Genomic DNA, 24,750 nt, shown 5'->3' on the forward strand with positions numbered 1-24,750 from the left:
CCTTCGCCTCGTATAGACATTATCCATCGGGAAGAAAAGGAAAGCGGAGGACGGCCTGTCGTCGACCCCAGTCAACCATGTTTCCCTGGCGGAACCTATTCACTTGCCGCCGCCGTTCACATTGGTGCGATTGCGCGAGAGCGGAGATGCCTTTGCCCATGCATGCCGCATCGCACCGGAGGCCGGTGCCGGCACGCTGGTCTATGTCGGCCGCTTCGACCTCGCAGAGTTCGCCGTGGTGCTGGAGCCGGCCGAGCCGTTGCGGAGCGCGCGCCGCGCCTTTTACGCCGGCATGGTCGCGCTTGCCGATGCCCTCAGCGCCTATGCGCCGCCGAGCAAGCCGATCACGATCAATTGGCCGGACGCTGTCAGGATCGACGGGGGGCTGGTCGGCGGCGGACGGATGGGTTGGCCTTTCGCAGCTGACGAGGATGCGCCGCCGCCCTGGCTGGTGTTCGGGGCCATGATCCGGACGGTTGCCATGAACGATGACGATCCGGGCGTCCACCCGCTGGCCTCGGCACTCGACCAGGAAGGTTTTGGCGAGGCTGGCGCGGCGCAGATCACGGAAAGCTTTGCCCGGCACCTGATGCTGGCGCTGGATGGCTGGCGGGTCGACGGCTTTGACAGCGTCGCGCGCGACTATCTCGCTCGGATGCCGCGTGAAAGGCAGACAGTTCAGCGCATTGACGATCGCGGCGATGTCCTGACGCGCCGCATCGGGACGGATCGGGTCCAGCGAAGTGACCTCGTGCAGGCGCTCGCGACGCCGTCCTGGCTCGATCCGGCCCTCGGAGGACCGCGCCTGTGAAGCTCCTGCGCACCATCGCGCTCGATCCCTCCGACACCTTCGTGTTCGACGTGGCGGCGGAACCGGGCGAATGGGCCGTCTCAGGCGCTTTCCGCTTCTGGGATCACGACGCTGCCAGGCTTGAGGGCAAGGCGCGCGCGGCGTTTCGCGGCGGTTTCCTCGGGGTGCAGTCCTGGGGCTGGTCGACGCTGGCGCAGATCGTTCCGGCAACCGAAGACGATTGTCGCAGCGTGGTCGATCTCCTGGCGAGGCAACTCGTCGATCGTTTCGGCGCGCCGGACATGACGACAGCGAAAACGGCCGCGGAAGAGGAGGTCGCTTTCGCGCAGTCGCTCTGCAGCCATCCGATCAGCTCTCTCATTGCAGTGCACCGCACCTCGAGCGACGGCGAAGTCCGCGAGTCGTTCCGCCGGCTGCAACTCCGGCAAGGGCAGGGGCACAGCAAGGCGTTCTCGTTCATGGAAATCGAGGACGAGGTCCAGCCTGACGGCGATCTCAGGCTTGCGGATCTGGGCCGGGAGCCGCCCGTCCGATGAACGATTTCTGGATCGCCTGTGGTCATCACCTGCTCGATCGCGACGAGGGCGGTGGGCTCCGTGTCACGGACGAATTCCTCAAGGCCTATTTTGCCCGCCCCGAGCTGATGCCGCCGGACGACGCGTGCCCGGTCGAACGCCGGCTGCACCGCGAATTGCTCGCCGACCCGCGCCAGGCGGTCAGCGCCGGCGAAATCGCCGGGATCGTCGATGCCGATGCCCGGGAGAATTGGCAGTTGGTGCTGGCGTTCCGCGATCTTCTGTTGCGGCATCCGACGCTCGAAGCCGCCTATCTTGCATCGGTGCGATCAGGCGCGAACGATTTGCCGCCGCTGTTCGTCAACCAGCTCGTGCACGTCATCCTGCGGAACGCGCTCGATGACTGCGACGACCCGTTCGTGCTGCGCGCGGCCGAATTGTTCTTCCGGACCCAGCGCATCCTGCCGCATGAGCAGGCCCTGTTGCTCGGGGACGAGGAGGTCGTCGGCGGCCGGAGCCCGACCCCGGTGCTCTCCCTGATGTCGATGCTGGGCGCCACCACCGATGCCGTGGTCGAGGTGTTGAGCGAGGAGAATGCCGCGGCCTATTGGCAGCGCAGCGACCAGTTCGACATGGCCCTCGACCTTACGGCCGGCGGCCGCGGGCCGGTTGCCCTGGCGCAGGCGATGACGCGCTGGCTCTCCCATCTGCTCGGCATCGACGTCATGATCGAGCCGCTGCGCGCGCTGCACGAGGCACGGCTCACCTGGTATGTCGGGCTCGATGCCGACGCCACGAGGCTCGGCGACCGGCTGTGGCACGGCGAAGAACTCGGCGAGCGCGACGGCGACCCGTGTGCTCGCGCTGTTCCGCCTGACGTTTGCGGATTCAGACCGCGCTCTTGACGATGTCGGGGGTGAACCGGTCTACCTGATCCTGTCGATGACGGCGGATCAGAAGCTCCGGATGAAGCCACAGAATCTGCTGACCGGGCTGCCGGTGAAGCACCTGGAGATGGCGACATGAGCCCTGCGGCGTTGCCCACCCTCTCGATTGCCGTCGGCGTCGTGGTCGAGCGGCGCAAGGCTGACTCGCCGTGGGTCGATTTCATCTGGCGCGGAATTGCCGTCCTGCCGGACGAGCCGGTGACACAGCCGTGGACCGTGCTTCGCGAGCAGGACGGCACGACCCTGTTCTATGCCGGAAGCGCGACCGTCGATCTCTATCCGTCCGAGACGGCGCGCTATCGCGACAATCTCGCCTCCGGCAATCCGAGCATCTGGACTGTGCTGTCGCCCTCGGACGGCGCCTGGCCCTATGCCGTCACCGCGGTGACCGCCGACCCCGCCGAGGGCGAAGGCTTTACCGAAGCCGCCGACAATCTCGTCGAGGCCGTGCCGATGCCGGAGGTGCTGCGCGAAGCGATTGAAAGCTTCGTGGCCGAGCACCATGTCGAGCGGGAATTCGTCAAGCGCAAGCGGCGCCGCGCCGACCCGGAGGCGCTGGCACGGCGCGAGCATGAAGGCGGACAGGAATGAGTGAGGAGGAGTTCCTTGCGCGTTGGTCCCGCCGCAAGCGCGAATCGCAAGCGGAGCCGGCGAAGCCTGCTGCGGCGCAACCCGCGCCGCCGTCCGAGGTCAAGGACGACGAGGGCGAGTTCGACCTCTCGAGTCTGCCGTCGATCGACGAGATCAATGCTGCGACCGACATCACGGCCTTCCTCAGCAAGGGTATTCCTCGGGAGTTGAGCCATGCGGCTCTTCGCCGCGCCTGGGCGACCGATCCCGCCATTCGCGACTTCGTCGGACTTGCGGAGAATGCATGGGACTTCAACGACCCGACCGCGATGCCGGGTTTTGGACCATTGGATTACTCGTCGGAGGAACTGGCCGCACTGGTCGATCGCATCGTCGGCGGAGTGCGCGAGGCAGCCCAATCTCTCGCCGAGGCGGCGATCGAGACAGCGGATCCTTCGGTCGAATTGCATCAAGCAGATGTGACAGTAATTTCCAATGTCGTTGAGCCGCCGGATGAGACGGAGCACCTGGCAATTCCTGTTGCAGTGCAACCGATGGCGTCCGACATATCTGCGGATGATGCCGAGCCCATCAGGCCTCGTACGCACGGCGGTGCACTGCCGCGCTGAGGAGCACGACCAAAGGCTATAGTCCGAGGCTATGGCAATGATTGACGGTCCTTGGAGCCGGGATTACGCTCCCCCTAGTGCCTTGTAAGAAAAGGCAATAATCAGCAGACGGGACTTGGATGGGAGGTCCACGTGCGTGATGACGGGCTTGATCGCGCGATCGATGCCGCGGGCGGCATCGCTCAGCTTGCGCGCAAAATAGGCATCAGCCAGCCCTCCGTGTCGAATTGGACTCGCGTGCCCGTACAACGGGTGATTGCAGTCGAAACCGCCACCGGCGTTTCCCGGAACGATCTGCGGCCCGATCTCTACGGCGAACAAGCCGGCTCCGCCGAGTTCGTCGATCCCATCGATGCGGCGCGCGCACAGGAATACGCGCTGCTGGCAACGCTGCTGTCGGCGCCTCCGTCGAAACACCTGCTCGATCAGCTCGCCGCGTTGAGCGGTGACGCGACGCCCCTCGGGCGCGCGCATGCGGCGCTGGCCGATGCCGCCTCGAGCGCCGTCGCAGCGAAAGTCGAGCGGGAGTATTTCGATCTGTTCGTCGGGCTCGGCCGCGGCGAATTGCTGCCCTATGCCTCCTATTATCTCACCGGCTTTCTCAACGAACGGCCGTTGTCGCGCCTGCGCGGCGACCTGACGGCGCTCGGCATCGTGCGGGTCGCCAACAATTCGGAACCCGAAGATCACGCCGCCATCCTGTGCGAGATCATGTCCGGCCTTGCCGACGGCCGTTTCGATGCCTCGCCCGAGGCGCAGCGCGCCTTCTTCGAAAAACATGTGTCGCCCTGGATGGGGCGGCTGTTCGCCGACATCGAGAGCGCCGGGGACGCCCGTTTCTATCGAGCGGTCGGCGCGCTCGGCCGCACCTTCATCGAGATCGAGACGGAAGCATTCACATTCGCCAACTGACCGAGGCGCCTTGGTCCGGGAGAGATGCGATGAGTGACGAGACGAAAGCAAAGGTCGGACGCCGCGATTTCCTTCGCAAGGTCGGCTTGGGCACGGCTGGTGTCGGCGCGACGCTTGCGACACCGCTGGTCGGGTCCGCGCAGGCGGACAGCGAAAGCAACGATGAGAAGCGCAAGGCGCGCTACAGGGAATCCGATGACGTAAAGACGTTCTACCGCGTCAATCGTTATCCGGCCTGAGAGGGAGGCTGCCCGTGCTTATCAAGCGAACACACCAGCGTTCCGATCGCCGAGGTTCCGTCGCCGAATCCCTTGCGGGCCAGAGCGGGGGACTTGATCGCCGCACATTCCTGCGCAAGTCCGGCCTGGCCGGTGGCGCTCTCGCAGCGTTGGGGGCCATGCCCGTCGTCAACGTGCGCAGGGCGGAAGCGGCCGCTGCCGGCCCGCTCGCGGCCGGCGCCACCGTGAAGAAGAGCGTCTGCACGCATTGCGCCGTGGGCTGCACCGTGACGGCGGAAGTGCTCAATGGAGTCTGGATCGGGCAGGAGCCGAGCTGGGATTCGCCGATCAACCGCGGCTCGCATTGCGCCAAGGGCGCTTCGGTGCGCGAGCTCGTGCACAGCGATCGTCGCCTGCGCTATCCGATGAAGCTGGTGAACGGGCAGTGGACGCGTGTGTCGTGGGACACGGCAGTGAACGAGATCGGCGACAAGCTGCTCCAGGTTCGCGAGAAGTCGGGCAGCGATTCCGTCTACTGGCTCGGCTCGGCCAAGATGACCAACGAGGGAGCCTACCTGTTCCGTAAGCTCGGTGCATTCTGGGGCACCAACAACACCGATCACCAGGCGCGGATCTGCCACTCCACCACCGTCACCGGCGTCGCCAACACCTGGGGCTATGGCGCGATGACGAACAGCATCAACGACATGCGCAACTCCAAGACGATGCTGTTCATCGGCAGCAACGCCGCGGAAGCGCATCCCGTCAGCATGCAGCACCTACTGGAATCCAAGGAGCTCAACAAGGCGAACTTCGTCGTTTTCGATCCGCGCCTGACCCGCACCGCGGCGCATGCCACCGAATATGTCCGGATCCGTCCCGGCACCGACATTCCCGTGCTCTACGGCATGATGTGGCACATCCTGAAGAACGGTTGGGAGGACAAGGAATTCATCGCCCAGCGCGTCTACGGTTTCGACGACCTGCGCAAGGAGGTCGAGAAGTGGAACCCGCAAGAGGTCGAGCGCGTCACCGGTGTGCCCGCCGCGCAGCTCGAGCGCGTCGCCAAGATGTTCGCGACGGTCAAGCCCGCGACCATCATCTGGTGCATGGGCCAGACCCAGCACACGGTCGGCACCGCCAACGTGCGGGCGAGCTGCATCGCGCTGCTGATGACCGGCAACGTCGGCAAGGCCGGAGCCGGCGCCAACATCCTGCGCGGCCATGACAACGTGCAGGGCGCGACCGACGTCGGCCTCGATATCGTGACGCTGCCGTTCTACTACGGCCTTGCGGAAGGCGCCTGGAAGCACTGGTCTCGGGTCTGGGAGGTCGAGTACGACTATCTCGTCTCCCGCTTCGACGAGAAGAAGCAGATGGAGACGCCAGGCATCCCGCTGACGCGGTGGTTCGATGCTGCGCTGTTGCCGAAGGCCGATGTCGCACAGAAGGACAACGTCAAGGCCGTATTCGTGCAAGGCCACGCCAGCAACAGCATCACGCGCATTCCGGAGTCGCTGAAGGGCCTGAAGGCGCTGGAGCTGTTGGTGATCGCCGACCCGCACCCGACCACCTGGGCGTCTCTGGCGGTCGAGGCGGGACGCAAGGATGGCGTCTACATCCTGCCCGTGGCCACGCAGTTCGAATGCACGGGATCGCGCGTCGCCTCCAATCGCTCGATGCAGTGGGGCGAGCAGATCGTCAAGCCGATCTTCGAATCCAAGGATGACCTCGAGATCATCTATTTGCTGGCGAAGAAGTTCGGCTTCGCCGACAAGATGTTCAAGAACATCAAGGTCGAGAACGACCTTCCGGTCGCCGAGGACGTGCTGCGCGAGATCAACCGCGGAAGCTGGTCGACCGGCTACTGCGGGCAGTCGCCGGAGCGCATCAAGGCGCACATGAAGAACCAGCACAAGTTCGACCTGGTGACGTTGCGTGCGCCCAAGGACGATCCGGAGGTCGGCGGCGACTATTACGGCCTGCCCTGGCCGTGCTGGGGCTCGCCCGAGGTGAAGCATCCCGGCTCGCCGCTGCTCTACAACAACAATCTGCACGTGATGGACGGCGGCGGCGCGTTCCGCCCACGCTTCGGCATCGAACGCGAGGAGAAGCTGCCGGACGGCACCACGCGGAAGGTGAGCCTGCTCGCCGACAAATCCTTCTCCAGGGGATCGGAGATCGAGGACGGCTATCCCGAATTCACGCTGGCAAGCCTGAAGAAGCTCGGCTGGGACAAGGATCTCACCGAGGCTGAGATGGCGACGATCCAGAGGGTCAACCCGGCCAATCCGGACGCGGTGTCCTGGGCGGTGGACCTTTCCGGCGGCATCCAGCGCGTTGCGCTGAAGCACGGTTGCGTGCCCTTCGGCAACGGCAAGGCGCGCATGAATGCGTTCGGCCTGCCGGACCCGATCCCGGTGCACCGCGAACCGATCTACACGCCGCGCGTCGATCTCGTTGAGAAATATCCGACCTTGCCCGACGCCAAGCAGTTCCGCCTGCCCAATATCGGCTTCTCGGTGCAGAAGGCGGCGGTGGAAAAGGGGATCGCAAAGCAGTTTCCGCTGATCCTTTCCTCGGGACGTCTGGTCGAATACGAAGGCGGCGGCGAGGAAACCCGCACCAATCCATGGCTCGCCGAATTGCAGCAGGACATGTTCATCGAGATCAGCCCGGCCGATGCCGCCGATCGCGGCATCAAGGACGGCGGCTGGGTCTGGGTGAGCGGTGCCGAGAACAATTCACGTGCCAGGATGAAGGCGCTGGTGACCGAACGCGTCGGCAAGGGGGTCGCCTGGATGCCGTTCCATTTCGGCGGCTGGTTGGGCGGTGCCGACCTGCGCAAGAACTATCCCGCCGGCACCGACCCGATCGTGCTGGGCGAGAGCGCCAACACGATCACGAGCTACGGCTACGATCCTGCAACCGGCATGCAGGAGCCGAAGGTCACGCTTTGTCAGATCGTCGCAGCCTGAGAGGAGCACGCACATGGCTCGGATGAAATTTCTCTGCGACGCTGATCGCTGCATCGAGTGCAACGCTTGCGTCACCGCCTGCAAGAACGAGCATGAGGTGCCCTGGGGCATCAACCGCCGGCGCGTCGTCACCATCAACGACGGCAAGCCGGGCGAGCGATCGATCTCGATGGCCTGCATGCATTGCACGGACGCGCCCTGTGCGGCCGTGTGCCCGGTAAACTGCTTCTACACCACCGCCGATGCCGTGGTGCTGCATTCCAAGGACCTCTGCATCGGTTGCGGCTATTGCTTCTACGCCTGCCCGTTCGGCGCGCCGCAATACCCGAAGGTCGGGAACTTCGGCTCACGCGGCAAGATGGACAAATGCACCTATTGCGCCGGCGGTCCGGAGGCCGACGGCAGCAAGGAGGAGTACGAGAAATACGGTGCGAACCGGCTGGCCGAAGGCAAGCTGCCGCTATGTGCCGAAATGTGCTCGACCAAGTCGTTGCTTGCAGGCGACGGCGAGATCATTGCGCAGATCTACAAGGAGCGCGTCATGAAGCGCGGCTATGGCTCGGGCGCATGGGGCTGGAAGACTGCATATCGCGAGACAATTGAGTCCTGACGTGGGCAGCCGAAGGGCGCGCAAGACCGGGGAGGACGTGATGGCGTCGTTTGGAAGGTTCATTCGTCTGGCGTTGGGCGCCTGGGCGCTGCTTCTCTTGATGACGGTGGTGCCCGCGAGTGCTCAGCAGGTCAACCCGACCGCGAGCGCGGTCAAGGAGCAGCAGCTTCTGCAGGAGCTCAACCGGATTCAGGGCCGCGTCAGCATTCCCGATCAGCGCTCCGGCGTTCTCGAGCAGCCGCAGGGACGGGAATGGCGGGAATTCCGCAATGTGACGCTGCCCTGGATCGGCGGCATTGCGATCCTCGGCATGACCGCGGCCATCGTGATCTTCTATCTTACCGTCGGGATGGTGCGCCTCGAAGCCGGACGGTCGGGCCGCACCATCGTGCGCTTCAACGGGTTCGAGCGGTTCGTGCACTGGATGACGGCAAGCTGCTTCATCGTCCTGGCCATTTCCGGGCTGAACATCACGTTTGGCCGGCCGTTGCTGTTGCCGCTGATCGGCTTCGAGGCTTTCTCGGAATGGTCGCAATGGGCCAAGTACGCTCACAACTATCTGAGCTTCCCGTTCACCATCGGCGTCGTCCTGATCTTCCTGATGTGGATCGGCGGCAATATCCCGAGCAAGGTGGATATCGAATGGGCGAAGCGCGGCGGCGGCCTGATCGGACATGACCATCCGCCGGCCTACCGCTTCAATGGTGGCCAGAAGATGATCTACTGGATCGTCGTGATTGGCGGCGGACTCGTCGCAGCGTCCGGCTATGCGCTGATGTTCCCGTTCTACGGCACCGGGATCGAGGGCATGCAAATGGCCCAGATCGTCCACTCGATCGTGGCGGTCCTGTTCGTCGCGGCGATGATCGCGCACATCTATATCGGCACCATCGGGATGGAAGGTGCGTTCGAGGCCATGGGCTCGGGCGAAGTCGACGTCAACTGGGCTCGCGAGCACCATAGCCTCTGGCTCGACGAGCAGAAGGCGCGAACAGGACCGAACGACGGACAACCGCGACCCGCAACGGCCGCGGCCGAATAAGCGGAGCCCGACGCGGGCGCTCCGGCCTAAAGCATGATCCGGAAAGGTGCGCAGCGGTTTTCCCTCGCGACAAACGCGGAACGCGTTTGCGCGGAGATCATGCTTAAGCAACAACCTAAAGCGCGATGACGATTCATCCCAATCGCACCGCGCTTTAGTGAGCCGGCTCTTTCGCAAACAGGACGGAGCGATCCTGCAGCTCCTGCTCGGGGAGCTTGTTCGCCTGGCCTGTCTGCATGTCTTGAATTGACGCCATGCCGTGCTCACCGAAATGGAACACTGTATGCGACCTGAACACGTTGCTGGCTACACCAGCGAGAAGCATGGCTGCAATGAGCGAGAGCATGAGGGGTTTCATGCGCATCTCCGTTTGCCATCTCCACCCGGCATGACGAATACATCCAGATTGTCCGGCCGCATGTGAGCCACTTCACAGCGATCGGTTCCAAGACCGTTGAAACGGAGCCTGTTCTGGAAATGGCCAGCACTTGCGGCATCAACATGCAATCCATCCTCAGATTGGATGACGTCGTGCGGCGGGCATGTCCGTGATCCCCTGCCGGCCCTCGAAACCGCCTTCGATGTCCTGAAAAAACCCTACACGATGATCAGCAATGCGAAGGAGACCGAGCAGGCGGGTATTGACCGAGCTGAGCTAGGCGCAGAGATGGCGGCTGGCGTCTGATATCGCAGGCACGCGACCCGGCTCCCCGCGATCAGTGCGGCCGTGATGGCGCCTGCCGATGAACCGGTCACCCAGTCGATCGGTGAGCGAAGAGAGCTGAGCGCTTCAAACACACCGGCATGATATGCACCGAGGCCGAGACCGCCGGAGAAGACGACAGCGGTGAGCGGGAGCTCAGCTGCTATCGCGCCGCTCGGCTCAGCGCGATCAGGCAAAGCCGGCTCCGCCGCTTGCCAGCCTGGAAGTCAGGTTGATCACCGGTATCCTCTGTAACGGCGCGCATAGGCGTAACGGGGATTGATGCCGCAATAGGCGTTCGTTCCCGATGCGGTTGCCATGCATTGAGCGTAACTGGCGAACTGGCAATTGCCTGGATAGCCCCAGATCCGGCCCTGGAGGCAGTAGCGATCTTGCGCCACCGCGGCGGTCGAGGAGGCGAAGCTGCCCATGATCGCGAGAGCGGCGGTCGCCGTGAGCAATAGATGTTTCATCTTGGGTCTCCAATTCCGACATTGAACGCGGCTCGTTATGCGGGGGTTCCAATGGCGCGCGCGGCGCGCATGCTCGTCATTTGAGGCGAGCCATCAACCTATGTAACGTCAACCCATGTAACGTCGCTCGGTGCGCATCGCGGCTAAGGTGCGCTCGCCGGGCATCGTGTTCGGCGAGATGATCGCCGATCGCGAGTAGGCGGCGGATAGCCTAAAGCGCGATGAGATCAGGATCAATCGTCATCGCGTTTCAGGTTATTGTTCGAGCATGATCTTTTCGGAAAACCGCTGCCCACTTTTCCGGATCATGGTCTAGCTAGCCCGGTAGAGGGGTATCGGCGACGTCCAGCAGTGCGCCGAGCCCGTGGCGAAGGCGTCGCGTCCCGATGGTATCATTCGCGAGGCCAAACATCACGAGCGAGCGGGCGGTCACTGCGTAGGCGTGCCCGAACTCGAACTCGGCCATGGGCGCGTCAGGCCGATTGGTGTCGATCAGGCTCAGCCAGCTGCGCCCGTCGGTGACCTCCGGCAGGGTAAAGTTCACGACATCATGATGCGCGTTGTAGACCAGCAGCATGGTCGCATCCGAGCCCCGACGCTTGATCCCGGTCTCCTGCGCGCGGCCGTCGAGCAGCATCCCGAAGCATTTGGCATTGCCATCCTGCCATTGCTCGGTCGTCATCTCCTCGCCGGATGGCGACAGCCAGGTCACGTCCTTGACGTCGAGTTCCTCGTTGTGCGAGCCGACCAGGAAGCGGCTGCGGTAGAGGATCGGAAACGCCTTGCGGGTCGCAATCAGCTTGCGGGCGAATTCGCGAAGGCTGCGGCCGTTCGCGGTGATACCCATCCAGTCGAGCCAGGTGGTCTCGTTGTCCTGGGCGTAGGCGTTGTTGTTGCCATTCTGGGTGTGCCCGAACTCGTCGCCGGCGAGCAGCATCGGCGTGCCGTGGGAGAGCAGCATCGTCGCCAGCAGATTCCGCTTCTGGCGCTCGCGCAGCGCGGTGATCTCGGGGTCGTCGGTCGGCCCCTCGGCGCCACAGTTCCAGGAATGGTTGTTGCTGTGACCGTCGCGATTGTCCTCGCCATTCGCCTCGTTGTGCTTGTCGTTGTAGGAGACGAGATCGTTCAGGTTGAAGCCGTCATGGGCCGTGACGAAGTTGACGCTGGCCCAGGGCCGCCGTCCGCGCTTGTTGAAGAGGTCGCCGGATCCCGATACGCGCTTGGCAAAGTCGGCCAGCGTGCCCGGGACGCCCTTCCAGAAGGCGCGCACCGTGTCCCTGAACTTGTCGTTCCACTCGGCCCAACCGGGCGGAAACCGACCGACCTGGTAGCCACCGGGTCCGATATCCCAGGGCTCTGCGATCAGCTTGACGCTGGAGAGCACGGGATCCTGGCGGCAGGCGTCGAGGAAGCCGCCGCCCTCATCGAAGCCGTATGGTTCGCGCGCCAGAATGGTGGCGAGGTCGAAACGGAAGCCGTCGACCCGCATCTCGGTCGCCCAGTAGCGCAACGAATCGGCGACGAGTTGCAGCACGCGCTGATGCGAAAGATTGACGGTGTTCCCCGTGCCGGTGTCGTTGATGTAGTAGCGTTTCTTGTCCGGCAGCAGGCGGTAATAGCTGGCATTGTCGATGCCCTTGAACGACAGGGTCGGGCCGAGCTCGTTGCCTTCCGCGGTGTGATTGTAGACGACGTCGAGAATCATCTCGATGCCATGGGCGTGAAACTGGTTGACCATGGCCTTGAACTCGTTCGCGGACGGCGTCTTGAGGTAACGCGGATCAGGCGCGAAGAAGGCGATGGAATTGTAGCCCCAGTAGTTGCGCAGGCCTTTCTCGACCAGATAGCTGTCGTCGACGAAGGCATGGATCGGCAGCAGCTCGGCGCTGGTGATGCCGAGCGAGCGTAGATAGGCCGGGACTTCGGAATGTGCCAGGCCCGAGAACGTGCCGCGGTCGGCTTCCGGCACCAGCGGATGCAGCTGGGTAAAACCCTTGACGTGCATCTCGTAGACGATCGTTCGCTCCCAAGGCACTTCCGGCTTGCGTGCCGCGCCCCAGGTGAAGGCGGGATCGATCACGCGGCATTTCTGCATCAAGGGCGCGCTGTCGCGTTCGTCGTAGGAGAGATCCTTGTCGGCATGGTCGAGCTGGTAGCCGAACAGCTCCGGTCCCCAGCGGAGCTGGCCGACCAGCTGCCTGGCGTAGGGATCGAGCACGAGCTTGTTGGGATTGAAGCGGTGGCCGGCGTCGGGTTCGTAAGGGCCATGGACGCGGTAGCCGTAGACGGTACCCGGGCGGGCGGAGGGCAGATAGCCGTGCCAGACTTCGTCGGTGTATTCGGGAAGCTCGATGCGCTCGAGCTCGGTTTCGCCGGTATCATCGAACAGGCACAGCTCAACCTTGGTGGCATGGGCCGAAAACAGCGCGAAGTTGACGCCGAGTCCATCCCAGGTGGCGCCGAGCGGAAACGGTCTGCCCTCGGTGATCCGGGTGCGGCGCAGGCTCGAGGCCGCCCGCGTCAGGGCGTCGTCCGAATGTACTGTTTGGTCCATCCTTCCCCCCGAATAGTCCGTCAGGATGACGGCGCAGTCGCTGCGACCTCGGCCGTGGTCTGCTCGCCGGCGGTCGCCGAAGCGATCACGGCGGCGGGCGCCACGTCCGCCGGCTTGGGCAGCGCGTTGGCTCTTTGCTGAGCTGCTTCCTTGCTGATGGCCGGAATCGAGTTGCCCATCCGCCCGACGATCACGGTCAGCTCCGCGTCCGACAGTCCGAGGCGCTTCCTGAGGAGACGCACCTGGCTGCGGTCGGTCAGGTCCAGTTTGTTACGGATGGCTTGCGGCTTCGGGCGGCGCATGGCGAACAGCTCCTGTGTACGAGGGTAACCGTCGCGCCGCTGATTCCGTTCCTCCACGTGCTGCAAATGTCCGGCGTCGACGCCGTGGAGGAACGAACGCACTCAGCTCCGCTTTGTGGTCCGGACGGGTGCAAGCGATCTCGAAGTATGCCGAGCACGGGGCATGCGGGTGAAAGGGGACGGGTTTGAGGCACAGATTGGGAACGGCCGAGCACAGTCGGCGCCATGGTCCTCAGATCGTCGATCATGGGGTCTCGTTCAACCTATGGGCGCCCACGGCCCGTTCGGTCGAATTGCTCGAAGCCAGCCAGCCGCCCCGCAGGATGCCGCGCGATGACGACGGCTGGTACCAGCTGCTGAGCCCGACCGCGCGCGCCGGCACGCGCTATCAGTTCAGGATCAACGAAGGCCTCGTCGTTCCTGATCCCGCCTCGTTCTTCCAGCCGGACGACGTCGGCGCGCCAAGCGAGGTGATCGATACGGCCGCGCTGAGGGACCCGGTTCTCTATCCGGGCCGTCCCTGGGCGGAGGCCGTGATTTACGAGCTGCATGTTGGCACCTTCAGCGAGGAGGGCACCTATGCCGGCGTCGAGAAGAGGCTGCCTTATCTGCGCGATCTCGGCATCACCGCCATCGAGCTGATGCCGCTCAACGATGTCCCCGGCCGGCACAATTGGGGCTATGACGGCGTGCTCCTGAACGCGCCGAATGCCCGCTATGGCCGGCCGGAGGATCTCAAGCGGCTGCTCAAGGCCGCGCACGCTCTCGACATCATGGTCTATCTCGATGTCGTCTACAATCATTTCGGGCCGCAGCTGAACTATCTGCACCTCTATGCGGAAAATTTCTTCACCGCGCGCCACACCACGGGCTGGGGGCCTGCCGTCAACCTCGAAGGTCACGACGGCGCGTTCGTGCGCGGGTTCCTGATCGAGAATGCCCTGATGTGGCTGCGCGACTATGGGTTCGACGGACTGCGCTTCGACGCGGTCCACGCGCTGAAGGACGATTCCGAGCGTCATTTCCTGATCGAGCTTGCCGAGACCGTGCGCAGTCAGCTGGTGGGCCGGCATGTCCATCTGATGTTGGAGAACGAGGCCAATCAGGCGCACCTGCTCGCGCGTTCGCAGGGACGCGCGAGGTATTACGACGCGCAGTGGGGCGACGATTTTCACAACGCGCTCCACGTGCTGCTCACGGGCGAGGGCGAAGGCTATTACCGGGCCTTCGCAGACAAGCCGCTCGAACATCTCGCGCGATCCCTGACTGAGGGCTTTGCCTATCAGGGCGAAGTCTTTCCTCTGCACCAGGAGCCGCGCGGCGAGCCGAGTGCTCATCTGCCGCCCGAAGCGACCATCTTCTTCGCCCAGAACCACGACCAGGTCGGCAACCGCGCATTCGGGGAGCGGCTTTCCCGATTGGTCGGCCCGGAAAAGCTGGAGCTCGCCCTGGCGCTGGTTCTGCTGAGCCCGCATATTCCGATGCTGTTCATGGGTGAGGAAGCCGCCGCCGACACACCGTTCCTTTTCTTTGCAGACTGGACCGGCGAAGCGGCCGAGCTGACACGGGACGGCCGCCGCAGGGAGTTTTCGCACTTCAAGGCTTTCGCAACTCCCGAAACGCGCGCCAGAATTCCGGACCCGTGCGACGAAAGAACCTTCCTGGCCTCCAGGCTGGACTGGACGAGCATCGACCAATCTCCCGCCGGCGCGAGGTTTCGAGCGCTGACAGCGCGGTTGTTGACGATACGGCGTGAGAAGATCGTGCCGCTCATCAAACGGGGTTTCGTTTCGGCGCAGCGGCAATTATTGGGCGCGGATCCCCGCACGGGCGGCCTGGATGTGCGCTGGCAGACGGGGAGTGGCGAGGTTCTGCAGATCGTCGCAAATTTCGCCGACCACGAACTCCCGATGCCCTCGCTGGTCGATGGCGAGAGCTTGTGGCGATTGCGCCCTCATGTCGCCGAAGCCCTCGGGCCCGGCGACATGATGGTGAGGCTTGGCCGGAAGCGCTGACTCAGACGAGGTCCGCGGGGTTAGCCGCCGGCACGGCTCGCGACGACCGATGAGGGTGAGGTCGCGAACCTGCCGAGCGCAAGATAGACGAGGCCTGCTACTCCAATTCCGAACAGCCAGCTCAGATCGGCACCGCCGAGAAGATTGATCGAGATCGGCCCCTGCAGCGCACTGACGAGGCCGTCCTGCACCAGCCAGCCGGCGACGAGGCCGGCGACGAACGCAATCATGCCGGCCCAGTTGATGTCGCCATAGGCGCTGCTCTCTGGCGAGCGATAGAGCTCGGCCACCTCGATCCTGCCCTTGCGCTTGATGAAGAAGTCGGCGAGCACCACGCCGGCCCACGGGCTCATCCACAACAGCAGGCTGATCATCCAATGGTCGAACGCCTTCGCGAACGACGGCGCGAAGATGAAGTAGAGGGTAACCAGATAGCCGGCGACGCCGACGATGACGGTGAGCCAGAAGCGCGAGAGTTTCAGCCCCGCGCTCAGCGCCGCCAGCGCCGCCGAATAGACGTTGAGGATGTTGGTGGCGATCGGGCCGTGCAGCACCATCAGCAGGACCAGGATGCTGACGGGACCGCCGAACACCGCGCTGACCATCTTGGCGGGGTCCGTGTCCAGCGTCGTCGAGGCGATCGTCGCGCCGAGAATACCGAGCCAGACCGTCGGCACGAACATGCCGACATAGCTGTACCAGAACACGGATTTCGACGGCACGCTTCTCGGCACGAAGCGCGAATAGTCGGAGGCCCAGGTGACCCAGGAGATGCCCCAGCCGACGCCGATTGCGGTCATGAGCATCGTCAGCATCGCGAGATGCGCGCCGGGCGGCAGCGAGGTCGTGAGGTTCCAGTTGACGACGCCGGGCTGCGTCCAGGCCAGCACGCTCATCAGCACCATGATGGCGATGGTCGGCGGCACCGTGTATTTCTCGAAGGTGCGGATCGCGTAGAAGCCGTAGACGCCGATCAGCACCTGCACCGCCATCACCAGCGTGATGACGACGAGCTGGACCAGCCATGTGTCGGGAATGCCGAACTGGCCGAGGATGCCCATCGAGACCTTCACCGGGAAGTAGGTGTTCACGCCGATCCAGCCCAGCGTCATCAGGAACATCAGGATGCTCGGCAGATAGGCGCCGCGCACGCCGAACGCGGACCGGCTCAGCACCATCTGGTTGACGCCGGTCTTGTGCCCCATCACCGTGAAGGTCGCGAAGATCGCGCAGCCGACGATGTTGCCGAGCACGATGACCGCGATGGTCTCCATCAGGCCGAGCTTGAGAATGATGCCGAGCGCGCCGAGCGCCCAGTTGACCGGCGCGATGTTGGCGCCGGCCCAGATCCACATCTGCTGCGGCCCGGTGGAGTCCCGGTCCGCGTCGGGAATCGGCTCGATGCTGTGAATATCAGCGCGAAGTTCGGAATCCGTCATGACATCCCCCAATACGAAGCACGCTTCGCATCATCGCAGCATAAATCGTGCCATGGAATTGCGGAACGGCCGAGCGGGCGGGCGTCGATGCCGGAGGTCATGCGCGTCGCGCCGGATGCGACTGCGTTTTCAAGCGCAGGCCGATCTTGCGCGTGAGTACGCTTCGGTACGTCTGGCGCGCCGGCGAGAGGCGGGCGATGTTGCTCGGCCGGGCAGCGGTACGATGATAAATTGAGCAGCCCAACTCAAAAGCGCAGCAGTGGCTCCTAATCGAATAGGGCAGCGGCGCTGTCGCGACTGGGGTTGCCGGCCACGATGCGCTGCATCATCTCGATGAAAAGCGCCTGTTCCCGCTGGCTCAAATCGCCGAGCGTCGCACGATGCGCCCGCCGCGCCGCGCCCTCGATCTTGACCAGCAGCGCGGCTCCGGCCGGTGTCAGTCGGCATAGCCGGGCCCGGCGATCGTCCTTGTTCACCGCGCGCTCGACCAGATTTCGGGCGGCGAGCCGCTTCAAGGCGCCGGTCGTCGTGGTGCGATCGAGGGCGATATCGGCCGCCAAAGTGGTCTGATCGGCGGTTTCACGCACCGCCAGCGCCGAGAGCAGGCTGTATTGCAGCGGCGTGACCTCGAATTCGCCGCAGGCTTCCTGAAACAGCGCGACGTGAATCTGATGCAGCCGGCGGATCAGATATCCGGGCCGTTCCGACAAGGGCCAGGGACGATGCCTCGTCCCGCCGCGACGTGTCTTCGCCTGCCGCAATGCACACTCTCCCAAGCCGAAACCCTGCCGCGCTTAGCTCGATTCGAGTGCGCCTGCCACATCAGGATCATGGCACGATGCTTGCTTTTGTCAAAATACGAAGCATGCTTCGTAATGTCGAAATACGAAGCATGCTTCGTAATTCGGGCGAAGCCGTCGCCGTCCAAGAAGAGGAGAGCACCATGTCCGTCACTGCCAGCTTCGACCTTCTGCTGCGAGGCGGTCGCGTGATCTGTCCGGCCTCCGGCGTCGATGGCATCAAGGATGTCGCGATCCGCAACGGCAAGATTGCAGCGGTTGCGTCCGACATTCTGCCGACCAGCGCCAGGGAGGTCGTCGACGTCAGCGGCAAGCTGGTGCTGCCCGGGCTGATCGACACGCACGCCCATGTCTATCAATACGTCTCCGGACGCTTCGGCATGAATCCCGACATGGTCGGCGTGCAGTCGGGTGTGACGACGCTGGTCGACCAGGGCGGTCCGTCCTGCATGACGCTGCCCGGCTTCCGTCACTTCATCGCGGAGCCCGCCGCCTCGCGCGTCTACGCGTTCCTGTCCGCCTATCTCGTCGGCGGACTCGAGGGGCATTTCTATCCGCAGCTCTACAGCCCCGACGGCGTCGACGTCGACGCGACCGTTAAGGCGGCGACCGCCAATCTCGACATCGTGCGCGGCATCAAGGCTCACGCGGAGATCGGCGGCTTCGCGCGCTGGGGCATCCGCGTCATCGAGATGGCGGCGGAGATCGGCAAGCGCGCCGATCTGCCGGTCTACGTGCATTTCGGCCAGCTCTGGGGCCTGCCCGAGAGCGGCGCTAATGGCGAGGATGCCGACACGATCCTGACGCGTGTCATTCCGCTCTTGCGCGAGGGCGACATTCTCGCCCATCCCTTCACGCGCCATCCCGGCGGTTTCGTCAATCGCGAAGGCGAGGTGCACCCGGTGATCCAGGCCGCGCTCGACCGCGGCCTGAAGGTCGACGTCGGTCACGGCAGCCATTTCTCGTACCGTTTGGCGAAGAAGGCGATCGCGGCCGGCATCATTCCGACGACGCTCGGCGCCGACATCCATGGCTACAACACCCACGTGCCCGCGCCGGCCGGGACGCCCGACCAGCATGAGGACGAGGAGAATCATCCGTTCGCGGGCCAGGCCAAGTTCAGCCTGGTCCAGGCGATGAGCTCGATGATGGCGCTCGGCCTGTCGCTGGAGCAGGTGGTGCCGATGGTCACCTCCAATCCCGCCAAGATGCTCGGCCGCAGCGGGGAGATCGGCGCGCTCAGGGTCGGCATGGATGCCGACGTCTCTGTGCTCTCGGAGCAGAACGGCCGCTTCGTCCTCAAGGACAATGAGAAGAACGAGGTGATCGCCGAGCGCCTGCTGCAGCCGGCCTTCTGCCTGCGCGCCGGCACGCGCTTCGAGGCGGTCGCGCCGATCCTGCCGCAAGCTGTCGCGGCATAAGGGCGGGCGGTGAAGGAGAACGCCGGCGTGCGCAACGAGCGAGAATTTCCTTCTGGGAAGTCCGGGCAGGGCGTGGGTGCGCGGCTGCCTCGGAAGGAGGACGATCGCCTGATGCGCGGCCGCGGCCAGTATGTCGGCGACATCAGGCTCGCGGGCCTCCAGGATGTCGCCTTCGTGCGCAGCCCGCTGGCGCATGCCCGCATTCGCGGGATTCATGTGCCTGAACGCCATCGCGGCAGCGTGTTCACGGCGGCCGATCTCGACGGCATCAAGCCCATCCGTGCGGTCTCGGGGCTTCCCGGCTTCAAGATTTCCGAGCAGCCGGTGCTCGCCTCCGGCAAGATCCGGCAGGTCGGCGAGCTCGTCGCGATGTGCCTTGCGCCGACACGCGCCGAAGCGGAGGACATCGCGGCCTCCGTGACGTTGGATCTCGAAGAGCTGCCGGCGGTCTACGACATGCTGAAGGCGCGCGAGCCCGGCTCGGCGCTGGTGCACGAGCATTGGGGCGACAATGTCTTCCTGGAGACCAATTACGAGGTCGACATCTCAGCCGCGCTGGACGCGCCGATCAAGGTGACGCGCGAGATCTCGACCGCGCGGCAGTGCATGTCGCCGCTCGAAGGCCGCGGCGTGGTCGCGACGTTCGACCGGCGGCTAGACCAGCTCACGCTGCATTCCGCAGCGCAGATGCCGCACATCACGCGCAGCGGCCTTGCCGAATGTCTCGGCATGGAGGAGGGCCAGATCCGCGTCATCTCGCCCGACGTCGGCGGCGGTTTCGGTCACAAGGGCATTCTGCTGCCCGAAGAGGTCTGCCTGTCCTGGCTGACGATGCGCTGCGGCCACCCGGTGCGCTGGATCGAGGATCGCCGCGAGCATCTGGTCGCCAGCTCCAATTGCCGCGAGCACCATTACAGGATCACGGTCTATGCTGACAGCGACGGCACCTTGCGCGGCATCGACTGCGAAGCGACCGTGGATTCCGGCGCCTACTCGTCCTATCCGTTCTCGGCCTGCCTCGAAGCCGCGCAGGTCGCGAGCATCCTGCCAGGTCCTTACAAGATGCCGGCCTATCGCTGCCGCACCTTCTCGGTCGCCACCAACAAATGTCCGATCCTGCCCTATCGCGGCGTGGCGCGCACCGGCGTCTGCTTCGCGCTGGAATTGATGCTCGATCTCGTGGCGGCGGAGGCCGGGCTCGAGCCCGGCGAGGTCCGGCTGCGCAATCTGGTACGGCCGGAGCAGATGCCGTTCGACAATATCACCAGGAAGCATTTCGATAGCGGCGACTATCCGGAGGCGATGCGCCGCGCGCTGGCACAGATCGATATCGATGCCATTCGCGGCCGCCAGCGCAAGGGCGAGGCCGACGGCCGCCGGATCGGCGTCGGCGTCTCGATCTATTGCGAGCAGGCCGCCCACGGCACATCCGTCTATTCCGGCTGGGGCATCCCGATGGTGCCGGGCCATGAGCAGGCATCCGCACGATTGACGCCGGACGGCGGCCTCGAATTGCGAGTCGGCGTGCATTCGCACGGCCAAGGCATGGAGACCACGCTCGCCCAGGTCGCGCATGAGATCCTCGGCGTGGATGTCGCGAAGATCCGCATCATCCTCGGCGACACTGCGATGACGCCCTATTCGACCGGCACCTGGGGCTCGCGCTCGATGGTGATGGCGGGCGGTGCGGTCGCGACCGCGTGCCGCGAGCTCGGCGAACGCGCCCGGCGCATCGGCGCCAAACTGTTGCAGCATGATCCTGCTTCGGTGGTCTTGCAGAACGGCGAGGTGCGCGGCGTCAATGGCAGCGTCAGCCTGAAGGCGATCGCCCACACCTGGTACCGCCGCCCGCAGGATCTGCCGACCGACGTCGATCCCGGCGGGCTGGAAGTGACGCAAGGCTACAAGCCGGTGCGCGACAGCGGCACCTTCAGCTACGCCGCGCATGCGGCGGTGGTCGCGGTCGATCCTGATCTCGGTGAGGTCGAGATCCTCGATTACGTGATCGTCGAGGACGGCGGCGTGCTGGTCAATCCGCTCGTCGTCGACGGCCAGATCTATGGCGGCCTCGCGCAAGGCATCGGCACCGCACTCTACGAGGAGATGCCGTTCGACGCCTCCGGCCAGCCGCTGGCGACGACGCTCGCCGACTATCTGCTGCCCGGGCCGACCGAGGTTCCCGCCGCGCGCCTCGACCACATGGAGACGCCATCCCCTTATACGCAGTTCGGCGTCAAGGGCATCGGCGAGGGCGGTGCGATCGCGCCGCCTGCCGCGATCGCCAACGCCGTCAACGACGCGCTGCGCCCGCTCGGCGTCGAGCTGATGCAGTCGCCGATCACGCCGCACCGGATCGTCGCGGCCGTGCTGGCCGCGCGCGCGGCCGAAAGGAGTGCGGCATGAAGCCCGCTCCCTTCGCCTATGAACGCCCACGCGATCTCACGGCAGCGCTCTCGATGCTGGAAGCCGGCAGCGGCTCGGCGAAAATCATCGCCGGCGGCCAGTCGCTCGGGCCGATGCTCAATCTGCGGCTGGTGCAGCCGGAGCTGATCGTGGATATTTCCGGCCTGGCCGAACTCAAGCGCGCGGAGATTTCCGGCGGCGAGCTCGTGCTCGGGGCCCTGGTCACCCATGCCGATATCGAAGACGGGCGCGCGGCCGACGCGACCCGCGGCGCCATGCGCGGCGTGGCGGCCAACATCGCCTATCGCGCCGTGCGCAACCGCGGCACGATCGGCGGTTCGCTCAGCCATGCCGATCCCGCCGCGGACTGGATCTCGGCACTTGCCGCCTTGGGTGCGCGGGTGACGTTGCGCAGTCTTGCCGGTGCGCGCACGATGCCCGTCGAAACGTTCGTGGTGGGTGCCCTGGAATCTGCGCTGCACACGGGCGAGATCGTCGAGGCGGTCCATGTGCCGGTGCGATCGGCCTCGGCGCATTGGGGCTATGCCAAGAGCTGCCGCAAGACCGGCGAGTTCGCCCACGCCATCGGCGCGGTCCTGATCGATGCCGCCGCGGCCTCGGCGCGCATCGTGATCGGCGCGATCGACACGACTCCCATCGTCATCACCGACGCCGCCGAGCTGTTCGGCGGCCGGATTGCAGCCGACTACAAGCAGCGCTTCGACTCCCGCGTTGCAGACGCTCTCCTGGCAAAGGCCGGCATCGACGATGCCGCGCAGCGCCATATCCATGCCAGCGTGTTGAAACGCGCCGTCCAGGAGGCCGCGGCATGAGCACGATCGCGCTTCACGTCAATCGCCGCGCGGTGGAGCTGTCGGCCGAGCCGCGCACCAGCCTTGCCGATTTCGTTCGCGACAAGCTCGATCTGACCGGCACGCATCTCGGCTGCGAGCACGGTGTCTGCGGCGCCTGCACCGTGCTGCTCGACGGTGTGCCGGCGCGCTCCTGCATCACCTATGCGGCGGCCTGCGAGGGCGCCGACGTCACCACGATCGAGGGCCTCGACGAGGACGAGGTCACGACCGAGCTGCGCGCCGCCTTCACCCGCGAGCATGCGCTGCAATGCGGCTATTGCACGCCCGGCATGCTGGTCTCGGCGCGGGACCTCGTGCTGCGTCTGCCCGATGCCGACGAGCTGCGCATTCGCGTCGGTCTCAGCGGCAATCTCTGCCGCTGCACCGGCTATGTCGGCATCGTGCGCGCGGTGCAGTCCGTGATCGAGGCGAGGCGTGCGCGCAAGATCGCGCCGCTGGCCGATGGCGGCAGGACCGTCCTTGGTCCGGCCGGCTCGGGGCGAGCTGAATCCGGCCGATACGACCCGCAGCCTGCGCGCACGGTGGCGGCTCCGGCGTCCGAGAGCGTCGCGCCTGGCACCATTCCCGATTTCACCCCGGCGACCGTTCTCGACCAGCGCTTCACGCTGCCGCATGCGCCGGCGAAGGTGTTCGCGATGTTCGATGATATCGCGGGCATTGCCGCCTGCCTTCCCGGCGTGTCGCTGACATCGCCGGCAAGGCCGGAGCGCGTGGAAGGCTCGATCCGCGTGAAGCTCGGGCCGATCGCCGCGGCCTTCGAGGGTGCCGCGCGCGTCGAGCGCGACCCCGCGACGCTCTCCGGGCGCATCGTCGGCATCGGCACCGACCACCGCAGCCATTCGGCGACGCAAGGCGAGATCCGTTATCGCCTGCTTCCGCTCGAAGGCGGTGCGGCGACCGCGGTCGAACTGTCGATCGGCTACACGCTCACGGGAATGCTGGCCCAAATCGGTCGGCCCGGCCTGGTGCGGGATCTCGCCCGGCGCCTGATCGCGGAGTTTGCGGGAAATCTCGATCGCCAGATGTCCGGTGCATCATCGGAGCAGATAGCCCCGGCGGAGCTGAGCTTCTGGTCGATTGCGTCGGACGTCTTGCGCGTGCGGATCGCCCGCATCTTTGGCCGCCGGAGCGAGGCGGGGTGACGGTGTGCTCGCACACCGGAAGTGACGAAGCCTGGACAGACTAGACATCAACAGCGTGGGATTTGGAGAGACAATATGACACGAGCACTCGGACTGGTTCCTGCCATCGCGCTGGCGACGGCCTTGTTCGGCGGCGCCGCGGGGGCGCAGACGATCAAGATCGGCGTCAACGAGCCACTCACCGGCGCGTTCGCGGCCTCGGGCACTTACGTCGTCAACGGCGCCAAGATCGCCGCCGACGAGATCAACGCCAAGGGCGGCATACTGGGCAAGAAGATCGAGCTCGTGATCGAGGACAACAAGAGCAACCCGACGGAAGCTGCCGCCGTCGCCGAAAAGCTGATCACCAGCGACAAGGTACCCGTGCTGATGGGCGCCTGGGGCTCGAGCCTGACGCTCGCGGTGATGCCGAAGCTGATGGAATACGAGACCCCGATGGTGGTCGAGACCTCGTCCTCGGGCAAGATCACGACGACGGGCAATCCCTTCATCTTCCGCATCTCGCCGCCCTCGGCGGTGGAGGCCGCGGCGTTCAAGGGCATCGTCGACAAGCTCGCGCTGAAGAAGGTCGATTTCCTCGTCATCAACAACGACTGGGGTCGCGGCACCGCCGAGGATTTCAGCAAGATGATGAAGGACAAGGGGATCAGCATCGGCCTGGTCGAGACCATGGACCAGGGCGCGCAGGACATGAGTGCGCAGCTCTCCAAGATCAAGAGCTCGGATTCCGAGACGGTCATCGTGACCACCGCGGTCGACCAGCTCACGCTGATCTTCAAGCAGGCCGCGGCGCTGGGCCTGAAGAAGCGGATCATCACCACCGGCGGCTCGCAAAATCCGGACCAGATCATCGCCCAGGCTGGTGCTGCAGCCAACGGCACCATGCATCTGACGACCTTCCTGCCCTGGTTCCCGGACAAGACGCCGAATCCGGAAGCGACCAATTACTTCATCACGGAATGGAAGAAGCGCGGATTCGACTTCGCCGGCTGCACCGAGAGTTTTCGCGGCTATGACGGCATCCGCACCGCGGCGGCCGCGATCGAGAAGGCCGGCAAGGCCGAGCCCGCAGCGATCAAGGCCGCGCTCTGGCAGATCAACATCAAGGGGCTCAACGGCGACATCGTGTTCCGCAAGTCCGGCCCCGAGGGCAAGGAGAGCGGGCAGAGCCAGCCGAACGTCTATCTCATCGAGATCAACAACGGCAAGGTCGAGATGAAGACGCTTTAAAGCGCGATGAGATTGGGTTCGATGCAGCAACGAAGGAGGTACGCTCCCTCGCCCGCTTGCGGGAGAGGGTGGGGAGAGGGTGTCTCCGCAATGGGATAGTCGCCAAGAGGAGAAAGCCCTCACCCGGCGCTCCGCCACAGCCGAGGCGTCGCCTCGGCGTT

At 65.0% G+C, this 24,750-nt stretch carries 22 protein-coding genes and 1 pseudogene; 16 read left to right on the forward strand and 7 right to left on the reverse strand.

The features are described 5' to 3' along the window. The first annotated feature begins 103 nt into the window (after positions 1 to 103). The 10 genes and pseudogenes from ABIA42_RS08885 to ABIA42_RS08930 all read left to right on the forward strand — a co-directional run bounded on the left by ABIA42_RS08885 (position 104) and on the right by ABIA42_RS08930 (position 9,232). On the forward strand, positions 104 to 811 hold the full coding sequence (locus ABIA42_RS08885) for a biotin/lipoate--protein ligase family protein (RefSeq protein ID WP_271526215.1): 708 nt from the start codon (positions 104 to 106) through the stop codon (positions 809 to 811). Further along, positions 808 to 1,347 carry a DUF6505 family protein gene (locus ABIA42_RS08890; protein WP_271526214.1) on the forward strand — a complete coding sequence of 180 codons (540 nt, stop codon included), beginning with the start codon at positions 808 to 810 and terminating at the stop codon, positions 1,345 to 1,347. The genes ABIA42_RS08885 and ABIA42_RS08890 overlap by 4 nt, the downstream gene beginning before the upstream one ends. Further along, a pseudogene (locus ABIA42_RS08895) lies at positions 1,344 to 2,352 on the forward strand (DUF6352 family protein). The gene ABIA42_RS08890 and the pseudogene ABIA42_RS08895 overlap by 4 nt, the downstream one beginning before the upstream one ends. Continuing rightward, complete coding sequence (locus ABIA42_RS08900) at positions 2,349 to 2,864, forward strand: DUF3305 domain-containing protein (protein WP_370114162.1); 516 nt, start codon at positions 2,349 to 2,351, stop codon at positions 2,862 to 2,864. The pseudogene ABIA42_RS08895 and the gene ABIA42_RS08900 overlap by 4 nt, the downstream one beginning before the upstream one ends. Beyond that, positions 2,861 to 3,472: a DUF3306 domain-containing protein gene (locus ABIA42_RS08905; protein WP_370114160.1), complete on the forward strand. Its 612-nt coding sequence runs from the start codon at positions 2,861 to 2,863 to the stop codon at positions 3,470 to 3,472. The genes ABIA42_RS08900 and ABIA42_RS08905 overlap by 4 nt, the downstream gene beginning before the upstream one ends. Positions 3,473 to 3,604: 132 nt before the next feature. Beyond that, positions 3,605 to 4,384, forward strand: a complete 780-nt coding sequence (locus tag ABIA42_RS08910; RefSeq protein WP_271526210.1) for a molecular chaperone TorD family protein — start codon at positions 3,605 to 3,607, stop codon at positions 4,382 to 4,384. Positions 4,385 to 4,413: 29 nt separating this feature from the next. Beyond that, complete coding sequence (locus ABIA42_RS08915) at positions 4,414 to 4,623, forward strand: twin-arginine translocation signal domain-containing protein (protein WP_370114158.1); 210 nt, start codon at positions 4,414 to 4,416, stop codon at positions 4,621 to 4,623. A gap of 14 nt (positions 4,624 to 4,637) precedes the next feature. Beyond that, a complete protein-coding gene (locus ABIA42_RS08920; RefSeq protein WP_370114156.1) occupies positions 4,638 to 7,580 on the forward strand; it encodes a formate dehydrogenase subunit alpha in 2,943 nt (980 codons plus the stop codon). Between the two features lie 13 nt (positions 7,581 to 7,593). After that, positions 7,594 to 8,190, forward strand: coding sequence for a formate dehydrogenase FDH3 subunit beta (gene fdh3B, locus ABIA42_RS08925; protein ID WP_027571966.1), 597 nt, complete (start codon positions 7,594 to 7,596; stop codon positions 8,188 to 8,190). 40 nt (positions 8,191 to 8,230) lie between these two features. Beyond that, positions 8,231 to 9,232, forward strand: coding sequence for a formate dehydrogenase subunit gamma (locus tag ABIA42_RS08930; protein WP_271526207.1), 1,002 nt, complete (start codon positions 8,231 to 8,233; stop codon positions 9,230 to 9,232). Positions 9,233 to 9,386: 154 nt separating this feature from the next. On the opposite strand, the gene ABIA42_RS08935 is transcribed toward ABIA42_RS08930, so the two are convergent. From ABIA42_RS08935 to ABIA42_RS08955, 5 genes are all read right to left on the reverse strand, one after another. After that, positions 9,387 to 9,590 carry a hypothetical protein gene (locus ABIA42_RS08935; protein ID WP_271526206.1) on the reverse strand — a complete coding sequence of 68 codons (204 nt, stop codon included), beginning with the start codon at positions 9,588 to 9,590 and terminating at the stop codon, positions 9,387 to 9,389. Between the two features lie 239 nt (positions 9,591 to 9,829). Continuing rightward, a complete protein-coding gene (locus tag ABIA42_RS08940) occupies positions 9,830 to 10,132 on the reverse strand; it encodes a patatin-like phospholipase family protein (RefSeq protein ID WP_370114153.1) in 303 nt (100 codons plus the stop codon). Positions 10,133 to 10,171: 39 nt separating this feature from the next. Next, positions 10,172 to 10,408 carry a DUF3551 domain-containing protein gene (locus tag ABIA42_RS08945; protein WP_319326160.1) on the reverse strand — a complete coding sequence of 79 codons (237 nt, stop codon included), beginning with the start codon at positions 10,406 to 10,408 and terminating at the stop codon, positions 10,172 to 10,174. Positions 10,409 to 10,724: 316 nt separating this feature from the next. Then, a complete protein-coding gene (gene glgX / locus ABIA42_RS08950) occupies positions 10,725 to 12,962 on the reverse strand; it encodes a glycogen debranching protein GlgX (RefSeq protein ID WP_370114151.1) in 2,238 nt (745 codons plus the stop codon). 20 nt (positions 12,963 to 12,982) lie between these two features. Next, positions 12,983 to 13,264 (reverse strand): DUF3606 domain-containing protein, encoded by a 282-nt coding sequence (locus ABIA42_RS08955; protein ID WP_028176789.1) that lies wholly within the window; start codon positions 13,262 to 13,264, stop codon positions 12,983 to 12,985. A gap of 185 nt (positions 13,265 to 13,449) precedes the next feature. Between ABIA42_RS08955 and treZ the strand changes: the two genes are divergently transcribed. Continuing rightward, complete coding sequence (gene treZ / locus ABIA42_RS08960) at positions 13,450 to 15,279, forward strand: malto-oligosyltrehalose trehalohydrolase (RefSeq protein WP_370114149.1); 1,830 nt, start codon at positions 13,450 to 13,452, stop codon at positions 15,277 to 15,279. Between the two features lie 20 nt (positions 15,280 to 15,299). On the opposite strand, the gene ABIA42_RS08965 is transcribed toward treZ, so the two are convergent. Beyond that, positions 15,300 to 16,718 (reverse strand): cytosine permease, encoded by a 1,419-nt coding sequence (locus ABIA42_RS08965; protein ID WP_370114147.1) that lies wholly within the window; start codon positions 16,716 to 16,718, stop codon positions 15,300 to 15,302. A gap of 266 nt (positions 16,719 to 16,984) precedes the next feature. After that, on the reverse strand, positions 16,985 to 17,479 hold the full coding sequence (locus ABIA42_RS08970; RefSeq protein ID WP_240538115.1) for a MarR family winged helix-turn-helix transcriptional regulator: 495 nt from the start codon (positions 17,477 to 17,479) through the stop codon (positions 16,985 to 16,987). Positions 17,480 to 17,661: 182 nt separating this feature from the next. Between ABIA42_RS08970 and ABIA42_RS08975 the strand changes: the two genes are divergently transcribed. From ABIA42_RS08975 to ABIA42_RS08995, 5 genes are all read left to right on the forward strand, one after another. Then, positions 17,662 to 18,939, forward strand: coding sequence for an amidohydrolase/deacetylase family metallohydrolase (locus tag ABIA42_RS08975; RefSeq protein ID WP_370114146.1), 1,278 nt, complete (start codon positions 17,662 to 17,664; stop codon positions 18,937 to 18,939). A 9-nt stretch (positions 18,940 to 18,948) separates the two neighbouring features. Continuing rightward, positions 18,949 to 21,342, forward strand: coding sequence for a xanthine dehydrogenase family protein molybdopterin-binding subunit (locus ABIA42_RS08980; protein ID WP_370114145.1), 2,394 nt, complete (start codon positions 18,949 to 18,951; stop codon positions 21,340 to 21,342). After that, positions 21,339 to 22,175, forward strand: coding sequence for a xanthine dehydrogenase family protein subunit M (locus ABIA42_RS08985; RefSeq protein WP_370114144.1), 837 nt, complete (start codon positions 21,339 to 21,341; stop codon positions 22,173 to 22,175). Before ABIA42_RS08980 ends, ABIA42_RS08985 begins: the two co-directional genes overlap by 4 nt. Continuing rightward, positions 22,172 to 23,359: a 2Fe-2S iron-sulfur cluster-binding protein gene (locus ABIA42_RS08990; RefSeq protein WP_370114142.1), complete on the forward strand. Its 1,188-nt coding sequence runs from the start codon at positions 22,172 to 22,174 to the stop codon at positions 23,357 to 23,359. Before ABIA42_RS08985 ends, ABIA42_RS08990 begins: the two co-directional genes overlap by 4 nt. A gap of 75 nt (positions 23,360 to 23,434) precedes the next feature. Next, positions 23,435 to 24,589, forward strand: a complete 1,155-nt coding sequence (locus tag ABIA42_RS08995) for an ABC transporter substrate-binding protein (RefSeq protein ID WP_271526197.1) — start codon at positions 23,435 to 23,437, stop codon at positions 24,587 to 24,589. Positions 24,590 to 24,750: the final 161 nt, after the last annotated feature.

Source organism: Bradyrhizobium sp. USDA 327 (genome assembly GCF_041262065.1).
GTDB lineage: Bacteria > Pseudomonadota > Alphaproteobacteria > Rhizobiales > Xanthobacteraceae > Bradyrhizobium > Bradyrhizobium liaoningense.

Bases quoted from the DNA above. Each gene is read 5' to 3' on its own strand.
- ABIA42_RS08975 (WP_370114146.1), top strand. From the start codon at position 17,662: ATGTCCGTCACTGCCAGCTTCGACCTTCTGCTGCGAGGCGGTCGCGTG.
- ABIA42_RS08965 (WP_370114147.1), bottom strand. From the start codon at position 16,718: ATGACGGATTCCGAACTTCGCGCTGATATTCACAGCATCGAGCCGATT.
- ABIA42_RS08900 (WP_370114162.1), top strand. From the start codon at position 2,349: ATGAGCCCTGCGGCGTTGCCCACCCTCTCGATTGCCGTCGGCGTCGTG.
- ABIA42_RS08930 (WP_271526207.1), top strand. From the start codon at position 8,231: ATGGCGTCGTTTGGAAGGTTCATTCGTCTGGCGTTGGGCGCCTGGGCG.
- ABIA42_RS08905 (WP_370114160.1), top strand. From the start codon at position 2,861: ATGAGTGAGGAGGAGTTCCTTGCGCGTTGGTCCCGCCGCAAGCGCGAA.
- ABIA42_RS08990 (WP_370114142.1), top strand. From the start codon at position 22,172: ATGAGCACGATCGCGCTTCACGTCAATCGCCGCGCGGTGGAGCTGTCG.
- ABIA42_RS08995 (WP_271526197.1), top strand. From the start codon at position 23,435: ATGACACGAGCACTCGGACTGGTTCCTGCCATCGCGCTGGCGACGGCC.
- ABIA42_RS08985 (WP_370114144.1), top strand. From the start codon at position 21,339: ATGAAGCCCGCTCCCTTCGCCTATGAACGCCCACGCGATCTCACGGCA.
- ABIA42_RS08915 (WP_370114158.1), top strand. From the start codon at position 4,414: ATGAGTGACGAGACGAAAGCAAAGGTCGGACGCCGCGATTTCCTTCGC.
- ABIA42_RS08945 (WP_319326160.1), bottom strand. From the start codon at position 10,408: ATGAAACATCTATTGCTCACGGCGACCGCCGCTCTCGCGATCATGGGC.
- glgX (WP_370114151.1), bottom strand. From the start codon at position 12,962: ATGGACCAAACAGTACATTCGGACGACGCCCTGACGCGGGCGGCCTCG.
- ABIA42_RS08935 (WP_271526206.1), bottom strand. From the start codon at position 9,590: ATGAAACCCCTCATGCTCTCGCTCATTGCAGCCATGCTTCTCGCTGGT.
- fdh3B (WP_027571966.1), top strand. From the start codon at position 7,594: ATGGCTCGGATGAAATTTCTCTGCGACGCTGATCGCTGCATCGAGTGC.
- ABIA42_RS08955 (WP_028176789.1), bottom strand. From the start codon at position 13,264: ATGCGCCGCCCGAAGCCGCAAGCCATCCGTAACAAACTGGACCTGACC.